Genomic DNA, 14,018 nt, shown 5'->3' with positions numbered 1-14,018 from the left:
ACTCAGGCGACGTGCTGCTGATAAACGCTGATGATTTCACCGGCAATCGCCACCGCAATCTCGGCGGGCAGCTTGCCTTTGACGTCCGGCAGGCCAATCGGACAGCGCAGGCGCGCCAGCGGTTCGCTCGCGACGCCCTTGCCCGCCAGCCTGTAGCGGAAACGCTGGTTTTTCGTTTCAGAACCGATCACCCCGGCATAGCGGAAATCGCCGCGCTTCAGCACCGCCTCGCACAGTTCGAAGTCGAGGGGATGATGATGGGTCATGATGATGAAGTAGCTGCCTGCGGGTGCCTGTGCTACGCAGTCGAGCGGATCGTCCGGCTGCAGCGTCACCACGCCAGCGGGAACGTGGCTGAACTGCGCCGGACGGCTATCGATCCAGTTTATGTGACAGGGTAACGTTGACAGCAGATTGACCAGGGCCTGTCCCACATGGCCTGCGCCAAAAAGGTAGATCTCTGGCTGCGCCTGCAGCAGCGGCTCAAACAGCAGCGTGGTTTTGCCGCCACAGCACTGGCCAAGCCGAGCGCCCAGGCTGAAATCCTCGGTGTGTGGCGCAGTCGCCCCACTCTGCAACATCGCCCTGGCCTGGGCGATGCACTCAAACTCCAGATGACCGCCACCGATGGTGAGATAACTCTCCTGCTGCGTCACCACCATTTTGCTGCCACTGTCGCGCGGCACCGAACCGTGCTCACTGAGCACGGTGATTAATACGCAGCTCTGACGTTTTTCACGCAACTGATGCAGCACGCCAATCCAGTCATGATAAATCATCAACCCCTCCCGCCAGGCGCTGCACGCCCCAGAAGATGCGCTCCGGTGTGGCGGGCGCGTCCAGCAGTGGGTGCTGCCGGTAATCGGAGACGCTGGCGACCGCATCCTGCAGGGCACACCAGGCGGCGATGCCCAGCATAAACGGCGGTTCACCTACGGCCTTGGAGTGGAACACCGTGTCTTTAGGGTTTTTACGGTTCTCCACCAGCGTGACCCGCAGGTCCGCCGGAACGTCGCTGATGGCGGGAATTTTGTAGCTCGCCGGGCCATCGGTCAGCAGCTGGCCTTTATCACTCCACACCAGCTCTTCGCAGGTAAGCCAGCCGACGCCCTGTACAAAGCCACCTTCAACCTGGCCGATGTCGATGGCCGGATTCAGCGAGGCGCCGACGTCATGCAAAATGTCGGCACGCAGCAGGCGGGATTCGCCGGTTAAGGTATCAATCACCACTTCACAGCAGGCTGCACCGTAAGCGTAGTAATAGAACGGCGTCCCGCGACCCGCGACCCGGTCGTAATGAATCCCCGGCACGCGGTAGTAGCCGGTGGCGGAGAGCGGCACCTGATTCAGCCACGCCAGCTTCGCCACCTCGGCGAAGGTGTAATGTTTATCTCCGGCGCGCACCACTCCGTTGCGGAAGCTCACCGCCGCCGCGTCGCACTGGTGTAGCTCGCAGAGCATGGCGGTCATACGGTCGCGCAGGATCTCAGCACCATTCTGCGCCGCTTTGCCATTGAGGTCAGCCCCGCTGGAGGCCGCGGTTGGCGAGGTGTTGGGCACTTTGCCGGTGTCGGTGGCGGTGATCTGAATTTTATCGATCTCAATCTGCAGCACTTCGGCGACAATCTGAATCACCTTGGTGTTCAGGCCCTGGCCCATCTCGGTGCCGCCGTGGTTAAGCTGCACCGTGCCGTCGGTGTAGATCAGGATCAGCGCCCCCGCCTGATTGAGAAAGCTGGAGGTAAAGGAGATGCCGAATTTCACCGGCGTCAGCGCCAGGCCGCGTTTCAGCAGCGGACTGCGGGCATTAAACGCCTTAATCTCCGCGCGGCGAGCCTGATAGTCGCTGCTCTGCTCCAGCTGTTCGGTAATCTCATCCAGCAGGTTATCCTCTACCTGCTGGTGGTAATGGGTGATGTTGCGATCCTGTTTGCCATAGTAGTTACGCTTGCGCAGCGCCAGCGGATCCAGCCCGCGCTCACGGGCGATGTGATCCATGATCTGTTCAATCGCTACCATGCCCTGTGGCCCGCCAAAACCCCGATAGGCGGTGTTCGAGGCGGTGTTCGTGCGGCAGCGATAGCCGGTTACCCGTGCATCCCCGAGGTAATAGGCGTTATCGGCGTGGAACATGGCACGATCGACAATCGATCCACTAAGATCCAGCGAATAACCGCAGTTTCCGGCCAGATCGATTTTGATGCCGCGCAGACGCCCATCCTCTTCAACGCCCGCTTCGTAGCGCACAAAGAACGGATGGCGTTTGCCGGTGACGCGCATATCGTCGCGGCGTGAAAGCCGCATCTTAGCCGCCCGGCCGGTCAGGCGCGCCACGATGGCGCAGAGACAGGCGACACCGGCCGCCTGCGTCTCTTTACCACCAAAGCCACCGCCCATCCGGCGCATATCTATCGTCACCTGATTCAGGCTGATGCCCATCACTTCCGCCACCAGTTTCTGCACTTCGGTGGGGTTCTGGGTTGAGGAGAAGACCTGCAACTGCTGATCTTCTCCGGGAATGACCATTGCCGTCTGGGTTTCCAGATAGAAATGCTCCTGGCCGCCAATGTGAAACGCCCCACTGACCCGGTGCGGCGCACGCGCCAGGGCCGCTTCCACATCACCGCGCTGGTGAATGTGAGGTTCCTGCACAAAGCTGCCCTGTGCCAGCGCCTGTTCCACATCCAGCAGCGGTTCCAGCACCTCATATTCAATTACCGCAGCGGCCGCGCCAAGACGCGCAGCCTCGGGGGATTCCGCCGCCACCGCGATCACGATCTGTCCCAGATACTCTACTTTGTCATGGGCCAGCAGCGGGTCGCCCGGCTCCAGCGGCCCGACATCATTGATGCCCGGCACATCCTGCCAGGTCAGGACGCTGACGACGCCGGGAACGGCATAACAGGGCTGCACATCAATATGCAGGATGCGCGCATGAGCATACTCACTCAGGCGCGGACAGAGATGCAGCAGACCCGGCAGCTCCGGCTTATCGTCGATAAAACGCGCCTCGCCGGAGACATGTTTTTCCGCGCTCTCATGGCGGTTACTGTGACCAACGCCGCTCTGTAAATCAGCGGCATACTGCGCCTTAATGACCTCTTCGTTGAGTTCAGGACGGTTATGAGACATAGCGGGCCACCTCAATACAGGTTATTTCGCCGTTGTGGCGATGCCAGTAGCGGCGCAGCAGGTTGCGTGCGACCTGCAGACGGTAGTCACTGCTGGCGCGGAAATCGGAGAGCGGCTGGAAATCCTCTGCCAGCGCCGCGGCTGCGCGTGACACCGTCACGGCATTCAGTGGCTGACCGATGAATGCCTGTTCACAGTGACGGGCACGCTGCGGTGTGGCCGCCATGCCGCCAAAGGCGATGCGGGCACTACTGACTACGCCCTGTTCAATCTGCAGATTAAAAGCGGCGAACACGGCGGAGATATCATCGTCCAGCCGTTTGGACACTTTCCAGGCCACAAAATCAGGTGACACCGTCACTTTATCGATGCGAATGGCGCGAATAAACTCCCCTTTTTCGAGCCGGGTCTGGCGATAGCCGGTAAAGAACTGATCCAGCGGCAGGCTGCGCTGCTGCTCACCGCGCTGTAACAACAGGCTGGCGTTCAGGGCCAGCAGCGCCGGCGAGGCGTCGCCAATGGGGGAAGCGTTACCGATGTTGCCGCCTAATGTGCCCTGCAGACGGATTTGCAGCGAGGCAAAGCGTTGCAGCATCTCGCTGACGCCGGGAATGCGGCTGGCAAGAAATTCGCTGACCTGCTGCAGCGAAGCCCCTGCGCCCAGCAGGTAGTGATCATCAAATTCGCTGCAGACTTTGAGCGCGGCAACCTGCTCCAGTGCAATCAGCAACGGTATTCTTTTATGCTGCTGGGTAATCTGCAGGCTGAGATCGGTGCCACCGGCAATCAGCCTCGCCTCGGGATGTGCCAGATAGATCGCCGCCAGCTGAGCCGGAGTTTTGGGCAGGAAGCAACGGCGGCCCTCACCCCCTAATTCCTGCATCTCCGGGGTTGCCAGCGCCTCAAGCCGCTGCACGGTTGCGGCGGCACCTTGATCGAACTGGTCTGTCACCGGCTGCGAGCAGAGCTGTTCGGCGGCGGCCATAATCGGCCGGTAACCGGTACAGCGGCAGAGGTTGCCCGCCAGCGCAGTTTCCGCCTGATGGCGATCCCAGCCCGAAGCGGTTTTTTGCAGGCTGAACAGCGACATCACAAAGCCTGGCGTGCAGAATCCGCATTGCGAGCCGTGACAGTCGACCATCGCCTGCTGCGCCGGATGCAGTGCGCGGCCGTGACGCAGATCCTCAACCGTAATCAGCTGCTTGCCCTGTAACGCGGAGACCAGCGTCAGGCAGCTGTTGATCGTTTCATACTGCATTGTTCCCCCGACGGCTTTGCCCAGAGTCACGCTGCAGGCGCCACAGTCGCCAGATGCACAGCCCTCTTTGGTGCCAGGGCGTTGCTGACGTGTGCGCAGGTAGTTGAGTACCGTGAGGTTGGGGTCGAGCGCATTCTCGCTGACCAGCTGGTTATTTAACAGAAACTGGATCATGCGGCTTGCTCCTGTGCGTCGCGCTGCCAGACCGGACGACCGGCTACCCAGGTCTGGGCAATATTGCGGTCGTCGCCGAGCGTCATTAATACAAACAGTTTTTCCCAGATATCTTTGCTGTTGCCGATGCGCAGTTGCTGCAGGGCAGAAACCGCCGGGTCCAGCACCACAAAGTCCGCTTCTTTACCGATGTTGAAATTTCCGATGGCGTGGTCGAGATCCAGCGCGCGCGCCCCGCCCAGCGTGGCGTGATAAAAGGCTTCGGCCGCGCTGAGCCGGTAGTGCTGCAGCTGGCCCACCTTGTAGGCTTCGCCCAGGGTCTGCAGCATATTAAAGGTGGTGCCCGCCCCAACATCGGTGCCGATCCCCACTTTTACCCCCTGCTGCCAGCTGCGTTTCAGGTTAAAAAGGCCGCTGCCGAGAAACAGGTTTGAGGTGGGACAGAAAGCAATGGATGAATCGGTATCGTGCAGACACTGCCATTCGTTCTCTTCCAGATGCAGACAGTGAGCAAAGACGCTGCGGCGGCCGGTCAGCTGGTGATGATGATAAACATCCAGATAGCCTTCACGCTCCGGGAACAGTTCTTTGACCCAGGCGACCTCCTGCGGGTTTTCGCTGAGATGGGTATGCAGCCAGGTATCCGGGAACTCCTGACGCAGCTGCTGCACTTTTTCCAGCAGCTGTGGGGATGAGGTCGGCGCAAAGCGCGGCGTCAGGGCGTAGCTCAGGCGTCCGCGCTGGTGCCAGCGCTCAATCAGCGCCCGGGTCTGCTGGTAGCTCTGTTCAGGGGTTTCGATCAGGTTGTCGGGCGCATTGCGATCCATCATCACTTTCCCGGCAATCAGCCGCATGTTCAGCGCTTCGGCGGCGCTGAACAGCGCCTCCACCGATTGCGGATGGACGGTGCCAAACACCAGCGCGCTGGTGGTGCCGTTGGAAAGCAGCTGATGCAGGAAGAAGGCGGACATCCGCGCAGCATGATCGGGACAGTGATACTGCGCTTCAACCGGGAAGGTGTAGTGATTCAGCCACTCCAGCAGCTGTTCGCCAAATGCGCCAATCATCTCTGTCTGCGGATAGTGAATGTGGGTATCGACAAAGCCCGGCACGATCAGTCTGCCGCGCAGGTCGATGACCGGATGCCCCGCCAGCATCGCCTCGCTATTCTCCCAGCTATCCAGCCCCACTACGCATCCATCACGCAGCAGCAGCACCGCATCCTCAAGATAGCGGGCCTGGCCGGCCAGGTCGTCGGGACGATCCACCACGCCGGTAAAGTCAAAGAAGCTGGCGCGTATCGCCGTGTCGGTTGCTGAAAGCATGGGTAGTCCTTTCTGAAAGCGCGATGTTATATCTGCAGATGATTATCTGAATAATCCTGTGCAACCTGCGTGCCAGAATTGAAATAGAATAAATTCTTTAAATATCAGTCAAATAAGTTAAAAGAGGAAAGTTGCGCAACAAATAAGGACTGAGATGGCTTAGCAACCGTTTGCGGAACGGATGCAAACGGTTGCTACGCAATATTGCGCGCCCTGATCATTTTGAGTATGGCCGGTTACCCGCAAACCTGCCCTTTAACGGTGCAATCTGCCCTGAAAAGGCGCAGCTGGCTACCCGTTAAAATCCGTTTACAGGTCAGGCCGTTTTTCCACGCGCAGAAGCGGAAATGAAATGCTATGGTGAAGCCATCGACTCTGAAAATGGCATAAGGAACAGTGAGATGATTATTTTTGTCACCGGTGCGACCGCCGGTTTTGGTCAAAGCATCACCCGTCGCTTTATTGAGAATGGTCATAAAGTGATTGCCACTGGACGACGGGCTGAACGTTTAAAAGCGCTGAAGGAAGAACTGGGCGAGAATATTTATACGGTACAGCTCGATGTGCGTAACCGTGCCGCCATCGAAGAGGCGGTCGCGCAGTTACCAGCGGAATGGCGCAATATCGACGTGCTGGTCAACAACGCCGGTCTGGCGCTGGGCGTCGAACCGGCGCACAAGGCCAACGTCGAAGACTGGGAAAACATGATCGACACCAACACCAAAGGCCTGGTCTATATGACCCGCGCCCTGCTGCCACAGATGGTGGAGCGTGATGTCGGTCATATCATTAATATCGGATCGATTGCCGGCAGCTGGCCCTATGCCGGCGGCAACGTCTACGGCGCCACCAAAGCCTTTGTGCGCCAGTTCAGCCTGAATCTGCGAACCGATTTACACGGCACCGCGCTGCGCGTGACCGACATTGAACCGGGTCTGGTCGGCGGCACAGAGTTTTCCAACGTGCGCTTTAAGGGCGATGATGACAAAGCGGGTCAGGTCTACGAAGGGGCTACCGCCTTAACGCCGGAAGATGTGACAGAAGCCGTGTACTGGGTGGCCACGCTGCCTAAACATGTCAACATCAATAGCCTTGAGATGATGCCGGTCAGCCAGACGCTGGCGGGGCTGAAAGTGCATAAACCTTAACTCCCTGCAGCGCCAGCCCGCACGGCTGGCGTTACCCGCGTCCCCAGCCCATGACGATAATCAGCATGCCGCTGAATGCGATCAGAGCCCCGCTCCAGTCCCACACACTTAACTTCACGCCATCCACCACCCGCAACCAGAGCAGCGCGGTAAGCACATAGACGCCACCGTAGGCGGCATAAACCCGTCCGCTGGCAGCGGGATGCAGCGTCAGCAGCCAGACAAACAGCGCCAGACTTGCTGCCGCAGGGAGTAGCAACCAGGCTGAACCGCCTTTTTTCAGCCATAACCACGGCAGAAAGCAGCCGGTGATCTCCGCCAGCGCGGTAATAAAAAACAGCAAGGCGGTTTTAATCAGCATCCTTACCTCTCCTTAACGTAAACAAACGACTCACTGCTGGTGAGCAAAGAAACGGCGATGATATACTAATAGCCAGGCCCATCAGGCTGTTTTATTTGTCCGTCTGAACCTGGGCAGTGCTTACCCTCCTCACGTACACCCTGTACGCACCGGTTGTTATGCGCTGTCGGTGTTCAGACTTCTGCCTCAATGACCCCTGATGAGCCAGGCTCTAAGCATGCCCGCTGCAAACGCTGTCGTGGATGGCGATGTTTGCGTTAACTAAAGGATAGTGTGATGAAAAAAATGATCCCTGCCGTGCTGATGGTTCTCCTCTCCACTGCGGCATTCACTGCCACTGCGAATACTAATCGTCTGATTATCGAAGATGGCAGTTCCGCGCTGAGCAATGAAGCAGCGCGCCAGGATAAAGAGCAATGGAATGACACGCGCATGCTGCGCAATAAAGTGAACACCCGGGTCGAAAAAGAGTTTGATAAAACCGATCGCGCGTTTGATACCCGCGACAAGTGCGAGCAGAGCCTCAATCTCAACGCCTACTGGGAGCCCAACACCCTGCGTTGTCTGGATCGTCGTTCCGGTCGCCCGGTAGCGCCGTAAATTTGAGCTATAGTAATGACGACGACTAACATAAGGAAGACGTGATGAAGCTACAGAGGGTTTTGTTAAGCGCGGCGTTATTTGCTCTGCCGCTGATGGCGCAGGCATCCTGTGAATCGGTAAAAACCGAAATCAGCCAGAAAATTATTCAGAACGGTGTACCTGAGTCGGGTTTTAGTCTCGACATCGTCGCCAACGATCAGGTTGATCAGGCGGGTGGCCAGGTCGTCGGACATTGTGAGAACGACACACAAAAAATTGTTTATAAGCGCTCAGGCAGTGACAACGAAGCCAGCGTACCTGCCAGTGCCGGCAGTTCGCAGGACTCATCTGCCCAGTAGTTCTGTTCAAATCAGGGCGACATCCTGTCGCCCTGCCTGTTAGTCCGCCTGTTCCGGCCGCTGACGCGGCATCATCCATGCCACGCCCACCGCAAACAGCGCAATCACCAGTGCCACCACGAACACCCAGTGCAGTGAGGCGGCAATGGCTGCTGTCATCTGCTGCAGGGTTTCCGGCTGTAACTGCTGACGGCTGGGTTCGGACATAATCTTCTGCACCGGATCCTCGACCTGCGGCAAACGCCACTGCAGATTGAGATTCAGCACCGCGCCCATGATCGCCGTCCCTACCGCCGACCCGATCATCCGGCTGAACATAATTGAAGCGGTACAGATGCCGCGAATCTGGTAATCCGCCTGATTTTGCACTGATACCAGGAACGTGGTGCTGGTCATTCCCATTCCGGTACCGATCAGAAACGCCGTAAAGCCCGCCTGATAGAGTGAGCTTGCGGGCTGTAAAAACAGCAGCAAGGCACTGCCGGTCACCAGCAACAGCGCCCCGAGCTGGGCGGTGAAGCGGTAGGAGGTGCGCAGCATCAGTCTGCCGCTGAGGGTGCTGGCCAGCGGCCAGCCAATCGACATCATCGCCAGCACACTGCCCGCCTGTAACGGTGAACCGCCGCTGATCCCCTGAATCCAGGTGGGCAGAAAGGCGCTGATGCCCATCATGGCCGCCCCGATGATGAGGTTGCCCGCATTACCCGCCACGATAAGCCGGCTGCGCCAGATTATCAGCGGAAACAGCGGTGCCGCTGAATGCAGCTCGTGGCGTCTGAGCTGCCAGCCAGCGAACAGTGAGAAGAGCAGAAACGGCACCAGCCAGACGCCCAGCTGTTCCGCCTGCAACAGCGCAATCAGCAATGCCGTCACGCAGAGCATCAGCCAGCCGCTGCCCGCCAGGTTCAGCGGCTGCGATTTCTCCTCCTTCTGGTGCGACGGTAGCCAGCGCCACAGCATCAGCATGCTGATCAGGCCGATAGGCAGATTGACCCAGAAAATCACCGACCAGCTAAAGTGCTGTACCAGCCACGCGCCGGTCAGCGGCCCCACTATCGCCGCTACACCCCAGACGCTGGAGAGCCAGCCCTGCACGCTGGCGCGTTCGCGCGGCGAATAGATATCCGCCACGATGGTGGAGCTGAGCGGCATGATCGCCCCCGCTCCCAGGCCCTGAAACGCCCGGAACAGGATCAGCCAGGTCATGGTATGGGCAAAGCCACACAGCACCGACCCCACCAGGAAAATCGACGTGCCGACAAAAAACATCGTTTTGCGACCCACCATATCCGCCAGCCGCCCATAGAGCGGCACGCTGACAGCCTGGGTCAGCAGATAGATCGAGAAGACCCAGCCAAACTGCGAAAAACCGCCGAGATCAGCAATGATGGTGGGCATCGCGGTGGCCACAATAGTGACTTCAATGGCCGCCATAAACATCGCCAGCATGCAGGCGATCAAGATCCAGTGGCGATGTCCGGTCCGGATTTGTGCGCTTTCAGTCATAGGGTTCCTTTTTTAATCTGCAAGGCTAGCTGAAAAACAGACCATGCAGTTTCCCGCGCGTGCGCATTTTCTGCGCCCTCTGTGACAGTGTCACCAGAAGTCGATGAAAATTTTTTATTGTCGCATTAGCCCAGCGGCTACGCGGCTTTAACACCATTTTAACCTGTTTCTATCTCTCTGATTTGTGGCTTAAAAGCTGGCTTGTGCAATAAAGGGCTGCTATAGCATTACACCATCTTATTCAGTATTCACTGAAAAAGAGTGGGTAAACAGTCATTTTATCTACATTTTATCGCAGTTTCGGTATTGGGCGCGGCGGCATTTTTTGCCGTACCTGTCGGGCTGTTTATGGTTGTTATAACAATTGAGATCGTAATCAGGGAGATTCTCCTATGCAAAATGCTTCACTGGCCCGACGCGCCGGTCTGGCACTGCTTGCAGTGGTCGCGGTGATCGCGGTGCTGATCTGGGGCCTTGGCTGGGATCAGCTGGTCGCACGTAAAGTCGATCTGCTTTATCTCGGGCAACAACACCTCTTCTTAGTCTTCTGGTCAATGCTGTTCGCTTTGCTGGTCGGTATCCCCAGCGGCATCCTGCTAAGTCGCCCGTTTGCACGTCGCTGGGCAGAGTACGTGATGCAGATTTTCAATGTCGGTAACACCCTGCCACCACTGGCGGTACTGGCTCTGGCGATGGTTATTATCGGGATTGGCGACCGTCCGGCGCTGATTGCGCTGTTTCTGGCTTCGCTGCTGCCTATCGTCCGCAACACCTTCTCTGGTCTGAGCGCAGTTCCCCCGTCGCTGATTGAGGCGGCCAACGGCATCGGCATGACCAAATGGCAGCGTCTGCGTCAGGTAGAGCTGCCGAATGCCTTGCCGGTCATCCTCTCTGGCGTGCGCATCGCCACCGCCATCAATGTCGGCACCGCCCCACTGGCGTTCCTGATTGGCGCCAGCAGCTTTGGCGAGCTGATCTTCCCGGGCATCTATCTGAATGACTTTCCGACGCTGATACTCGGCGCCGTCGCCACTGCACTGGTGGCACTGGTACTGGATATGATGCTGGCCGCGCTGGGCCGCTTTCTGAGTCCGCACGCTGCGGCCTGACCACAAGGAGCTTTGCAATGCTAACGCGTTGGATTAAGAAAAGCGTTGTCGCGCTGACCGCGACACTGCTGTTAAGCCAGACGGCACAGGCTGCTGCACCGCTGGTGATGGCGACCAAAAGTTTTACCGAGCAGCATATCCTGTCAGCAATGACGGTGCTCTGGCTGCAGAAGAAAGGCTTCGAGGTGGTGCCTAAACGCAATATCGCCACCACCATTGGCCGTAATGCGCTGCTGAATAAGCAGATTGATATGGTCTGGGAATATACCGGCACCTCGCTGATCATCTTTAACCATATCAACCAGCCGATGTCTTCACAGCAGGCGTATGAGACGGTGAAAAAGCTGGATGCCAGACTGGGGCTGGTCTGGCTTAACCCGGCACCAATGAACAACACCTATGCCTTTGCCATGACCCGTGAACGGGCCGAAAAAGAGGGCATCAGCACCATGTCGCAGCTGGTTGCGAAGATTGAGCAGGTGCGTAAAACCGACCCGGATCATAACTGGCGACTGGGTCTGGACCTGGAGTTCTCGGGTCGTTCAGACGGCATGAAGCCGCTGCAGAAAACCTACAACCTGACGCTGGATCGCCCGCAGATCCGCCAGATGGACCCCGGTCTGGTCTATAACGCGATTCGCGACGGATTCGTGGATGCCGGTCTGATCTACACCACTGATGGCCGGGTTAAGGGCTTCAACATGAAAGTACTGGAGGATGATAAGCACTTCTTCCCAAGCTACAACGTGACGCCGGTCGTGCGTCAGGATGTGCTGGCGAGTCATCCGGGGCTGGATACCGCGCTTAATCAGCTTTCTGCGCAGATCACCGATGAGGCGATTACGGAGCTGAACAAGCGGGTCGATATCGATCATCAGTCACCGGAAACCGTGGCGCGTGATTTCCTTAAATCCAAAAACATGCTGTAAGGAGGCACTGTGGATACCCTTCACTACATCATGGATAACTGGAGCACCCTGCTCACCCTGAGCTGGCAGCACAGCTGGCTGGTGCTGGTCGCGGTCGGACTGGCAATTGTGATTGGCGTGCCGCTTGGCATTCTGATCGTGCGTGTAAGATGGCTGGCAACGCCGATTCTCGGTATCGCCACCGTGGTGCTGACTATTCCCACCATTGCGCTGTTTGGTCTGATGATCCCGCTGTTTTCACTCATCGGTCAGGGCATTGGCGCGCTGCCGGCGATTACCGCCGTGTTCCTCTACTCGCTGCTGCCGATTGTTCGCAACACCCACACCGCGCTGGAGAATCTGCCGGACGGCCTGCGTGAAGCGGGCCGTGGTATCGGCATGACGTTCTGGCAGCGCCTGCGCTGGGTTGAAATCCCGATGGCGCTGCCGGTGATCTTCGGTGGCATCCGTACCGCCGTGGTGATGAACGTTGGCGTCATGGCGATTGCCGCCGTGATTGGCGCGGGCGGTCTGGGCCAGCTGCTGCTGGATGGTATCAGCGGCAGTGATATTCGTATGTTGATTGCCGGGGCATTGATGATCTGTCTGCTGGCTATTTTTCTTGACTGGCTGCTGCACCGTTTGCAGCAGGCGCTGACTCCAAAGGGGATTCGATAATGATTACGCTGGAAAACCTGACGAAAACCTTTACCCAGAAAAACGGCACGACCAATAAAGCCGTCGATAACGTCAGCCTGCACGTGCCAGCCGGTGAGATGTGCGTGCTGCTGGGACCCTCGGGCTGCGGGAAAACCACCACGCTGAAGATGATTAACCGCCTGATTCCCGCCACCAGTGGCCGGATCCTGATTAATGGCGAAGATACCAGTACGCAGGACACCACCACCCTGCGTCGCAACATTGGCTATGTTATCCAGCAGATTGGTCTGTTCCCCAACATGACCATCGAAGAGAACATTACCGTCGTGCCACGCATGCTGGGCTGGAACAAAAAGCAGTGCCACGAGCGGGCTACCGAGCTGATGAGCATGGTTGCGCTGGATCCCACCAAATTCCTGCATCGCTATCCGCGTGAGATGTCAGGCGGTCAGCAGCAGCGTATCGGGGTGATTCGTGCCCTGGCGGCGGATCCACCGGTGCTGCTGATGGATGAGCCGTTTGGCGCCGTTGACCCGATTAACCGCGAAGTGATCCAGAACGAGTTTCTCGACATGCAGCGTCAGCTGAAAAAAACCGTGATGCTGGTGAGCCACGATATTGACGAGGCACTGAAGCTCGGCGATCGCATTGCGGTATTTGGTCAGGGTAAAATCGTGCAGTGCGCCAGCCCGGATGAACTGCTGGCGACCCCTGCCAATGAGTTCGTCGGCTCGTTTGTGGGTCAGGACCGTACGCTTAAGCGCCTGTTACTGGTGCAGGCGGGCGATGTGACTGACCAGCAGCCGACCATCACCGTCCGCCGCTCTACACCGCTGGAAGAAGCCTTTGGCACCATGGATGAGAACGATATGCGGTCGATTACCGTGGTCGATGAGGATGGCAAACCGCTGGGCTTCGTGAAGCGTCGCGAGGCGCGTAACGTCAGTGGCCGCTGTGAAGAGCGACTGCACACCTTTAAGGTCACCGGTAAAGCGGAAGAGAACCTGCGCGTGGTGCTGTCAAAACTCTATGAGCACAACACGGTCTGGATGCCGATTGTCGATGAAGAGGGTCGCTACAGCGGTGAGATTTCGCAGGATTATATTGCGGATTACCTCAGTTCTGGTCGTACCCGCCGTCGTCTGAATCCATAATTTCGTCACCTAAATGGGTCTTACCGGCCCATTAAAACAGCAGATATAAGCAGATATACCCAAGCCTGGGTAAATCAGACAGCAACAAACAAGCTTAACGCGCAGGGAACCGGGTCAGAGGAGGAAAGCGTCCCGCGCCAGGACGGCGCGGGCCGAGCGTGCCACGGATGGCGGCTTTTGCGACTTTCCGATCTGACCCTGTTCCCTTCGCAGACTCCATCTTAAAGCCAGTTAAGTCACGGCCTGTCCTGTCTGTCAATTCAGGTAGTAGCTCAGGGAGCATACGCCTGTAGCAAAGACGCAAAAGATGCCATCCATGGCATGCTCAGCGCGGCCCATCCC

13 protein-coding genes are annotated in these 14,018 nt (G+C 57.9%); 7 read left to right on the top strand and 6 right to left on the bottom strand.

Going from position 1 to position 14,018, the window contains the following annotated elements; all coding sequences use genetic code 11:
• Positions 1 to 2 precede the first annotated feature (2 nt).
• Genes xdhC through guaD form a run of 4 tightly spaced genes read right to left on the bottom strand, consistent with a single transcriptional unit; the run spans position 3 to position 5,889 of the window.
• Entirely contained in the window at positions 3 to 779 is a 777-nt protein-coding gene (xdhC, locus tag OK412_RS08075; protein ID WP_033757698.1) for a xanthine dehydrogenase accessory protein XdhC, read from the bottom strand.
• Entirely contained in the window at positions 766 to 3,132 is a 2,367-nt protein-coding gene (xdhB, locus tag OK412_RS08070; RefSeq protein ID WP_264353011.1) for a xanthine dehydrogenase molybdopterin binding subunit, read from the bottom strand. The genes xdhC and xdhB overlap by 14 nt, the downstream gene beginning before the upstream one ends.
• A complete protein-coding gene (gene xdhA / locus OK412_RS08065; protein WP_050680461.1) occupies positions 3,122 to 4,564 on the bottom strand; it encodes a xanthine dehydrogenase small subunit in 1,443 nt (480 codons plus the stop codon). The genes xdhB and xdhA overlap by 11 nt, the downstream gene beginning before the upstream one ends.
• A complete protein-coding gene (gene guaD / locus OK412_RS08060; RefSeq protein WP_050680460.1) occupies positions 4,561 to 5,889 on the bottom strand; it encodes a guanine deaminase in 1,329 nt (442 codons plus the stop codon). Before guaD ends, xdhA begins: the two co-directional genes overlap by 4 nt.
• A gap of 401 nt (positions 5,890 to 6,290) precedes the next feature.
• Between guaD and ydfG the strand changes: the two genes are divergently transcribed.
• Positions 6,291 to 7,037, top strand: a complete 747-nt coding sequence (gene ydfG / locus OK412_RS08055) for a bifunctional NADP-dependent 3-hydroxy acid dehydrogenase/3-hydroxypropionate dehydrogenase YdfG (protein ID WP_033757999.1) — start codon at positions 6,291 to 6,293, stop codon at positions 7,035 to 7,037.
• A gap of 31 nt (positions 7,038 to 7,068) precedes the next feature.
• Here the strand turns inward: ydfG and OK412_RS08050 are convergent, their stop codons facing one another.
• The gene (locus OK412_RS08050; protein WP_031292947.1) at positions 7,069 to 7,395 is read right to left on the bottom strand and encodes a YnfA family protein; all 327 of its coding nucleotides are present in this window, start codon (positions 7,393 to 7,395) and stop codon (positions 7,069 to 7,071) included.
• A gap of 279 nt (positions 7,396 to 7,674) precedes the next feature.
• Between OK412_RS08050 and OK412_RS08045 the strand changes: the two genes are divergently transcribed.
• Both OK412_RS08045 and OK412_RS08040 read left to right on the top strand, forming a co-directional pair.
• Entirely contained in the window at positions 7,675 to 7,998 is a 324-nt protein-coding gene (locus OK412_RS08045; protein WP_010244816.1) for a DUF1283 family protein, read from the top strand.
• 44 nt (positions 7,999 to 8,042) lie between these two features.
• On the top strand, positions 8,043 to 8,339 hold the full coding sequence (locus OK412_RS08040; protein WP_033771805.1) for a DUF1161 domain-containing protein: 297 nt from the start codon (positions 8,043 to 8,045) through the stop codon (positions 8,337 to 8,339).
• A gap of 39 nt (positions 8,340 to 8,378) precedes the next feature.
• Here OK412_RS08040 and OK412_RS08035 read toward each other — a convergent pair whose 3' ends face one another.
• A complete protein-coding gene (locus OK412_RS08035) occupies positions 8,379 to 9,845 on the bottom strand; it encodes an MDR family MFS transporter (protein WP_033787817.1) in 1,467 nt (488 codons plus the stop codon).
• A gap of 392 nt (positions 9,846 to 10,237) precedes the next feature.
• On the opposite strand from OK412_RS08035, the gene OK412_RS08030 reads away from it, so the two are divergent.
• Genes OK412_RS08030 through osmV form a run of 4 tightly spaced genes read left to right on the top strand, consistent with a single transcriptional unit; the run spans position 10,238 to position 13,676 of the window.
• On the top strand, positions 10,238 to 10,954 hold the full coding sequence (locus OK412_RS08030) for an ABC transporter permease (RefSeq protein WP_010244807.1): 717 nt from the start codon (positions 10,238 to 10,240) through the stop codon (positions 10,952 to 10,954).
• Positions 10,955 to 10,971: 17 nt separating this feature from the next.
• Entirely contained in the window at positions 10,972 to 11,883 is a 912-nt protein-coding gene (locus OK412_RS08025) for a glycine betaine ABC transporter substrate-binding protein (RefSeq protein WP_010670177.1), read from the top strand.
• A 9-nt stretch (positions 11,884 to 11,892) separates the two neighbouring features.
• Entirely contained in the window at positions 11,893 to 12,540 is a 648-nt protein-coding gene (gene osmW, locus OK412_RS08020) for an osmoprotectant ABC transporter permease OsmW (protein ID WP_010244802.1), read from the top strand.
• Positions 12,540 to 13,676 (top strand): osmoprotectant ABC transporter ATP-binding protein OsmV, encoded by a 1,137-nt coding sequence (gene osmV, locus OK412_RS08015; protein ID WP_010244799.1) that lies wholly within the window; start codon positions 12,540 to 12,542, stop codon positions 13,674 to 13,676. The genes osmW and osmV overlap by 1 nt, the downstream gene beginning before the upstream one ends.
• The last annotated feature ends 342 nt before the right edge of the window (positions 13,677 to 14,018 follow it).

Origin of the sequence: Pantoea sp. JV6, assembly GCF_025910055.1 — a bacterium.
GTDB classification, from domain to species: domain Bacteria; phylum Pseudomonadota; class Gammaproteobacteria; order Enterobacterales; family Enterobacteriaceae; genus Pantoea; species Pantoea agglomerans.
This window is presented reverse-complemented; position numbering and strand designations above follow the sequence as displayed.

Bases quoted from the DNA above. Each gene is read 5' to 3' on its own strand.
- OK412_RS08040 (WP_033771805.1), top strand. From the start codon at position 8,043: ATGAAGCTACAGAGGGTTTTGTTAAGCGCGGCGTTATTTGCTCTGCCG.
- xdhA (WP_050680461.1), bottom strand. From the start codon at position 4,564: ATGATCCAGTTTCTGTTAAATAACCAGCTGGTCAGCGAGAATGCGCTC.
- OK412_RS08025 (WP_010670177.1), top strand. From the start codon at position 10,972: ATGCTAACGCGTTGGATTAAGAAAAGCGTTGTCGCGCTGACCGCGACA.
- OK412_RS08045 (WP_010244816.1), top strand. From the start codon at position 7,675: ATGAAAAAAATGATCCCTGCCGTGCTGATGGTTCTCCTCTCCACTGCG.
- OK412_RS08035 (WP_033787817.1), bottom strand. From the start codon at position 9,845: ATGACTGAAAGCGCACAAATCCGGACCGGACATCGCCACTGGATCTTG.
- xdhC (WP_033757698.1), bottom strand. From the start codon at position 779: ATGATTTATCATGACTGGATTGGCGTGCTGCATCAGTTGCGTGAAAAA.
- guaD (WP_050680460.1), bottom strand. From the start codon at position 5,889: ATGCTTTCAGCAACCGACACGGCGATACGCGCCAGCTTCTTTGACTTT.
- osmV (WP_010244799.1), top strand. From the start codon at position 12,540: ATGATTACGCTGGAAAACCTGACGAAAACCTTTACCCAGAAAAACGGC.
- ydfG (WP_033757999.1), top strand. From the start codon at position 6,291: ATGATTATTTTTGTCACCGGTGCGACCGCCGGTTTTGGTCAAAGCATC.
- OK412_RS08030 (WP_010244807.1), top strand. From the start codon at position 10,238: ATGCAAAATGCTTCACTGGCCCGACGCGCCGGTCTGGCACTGCTTGCA.
- xdhB (WP_264353011.1), bottom strand. From the start codon at position 3,132: ATGTCTCATAACCGTCCTGAACTCAACGAAGAGGTCATTAAGGCGCAG.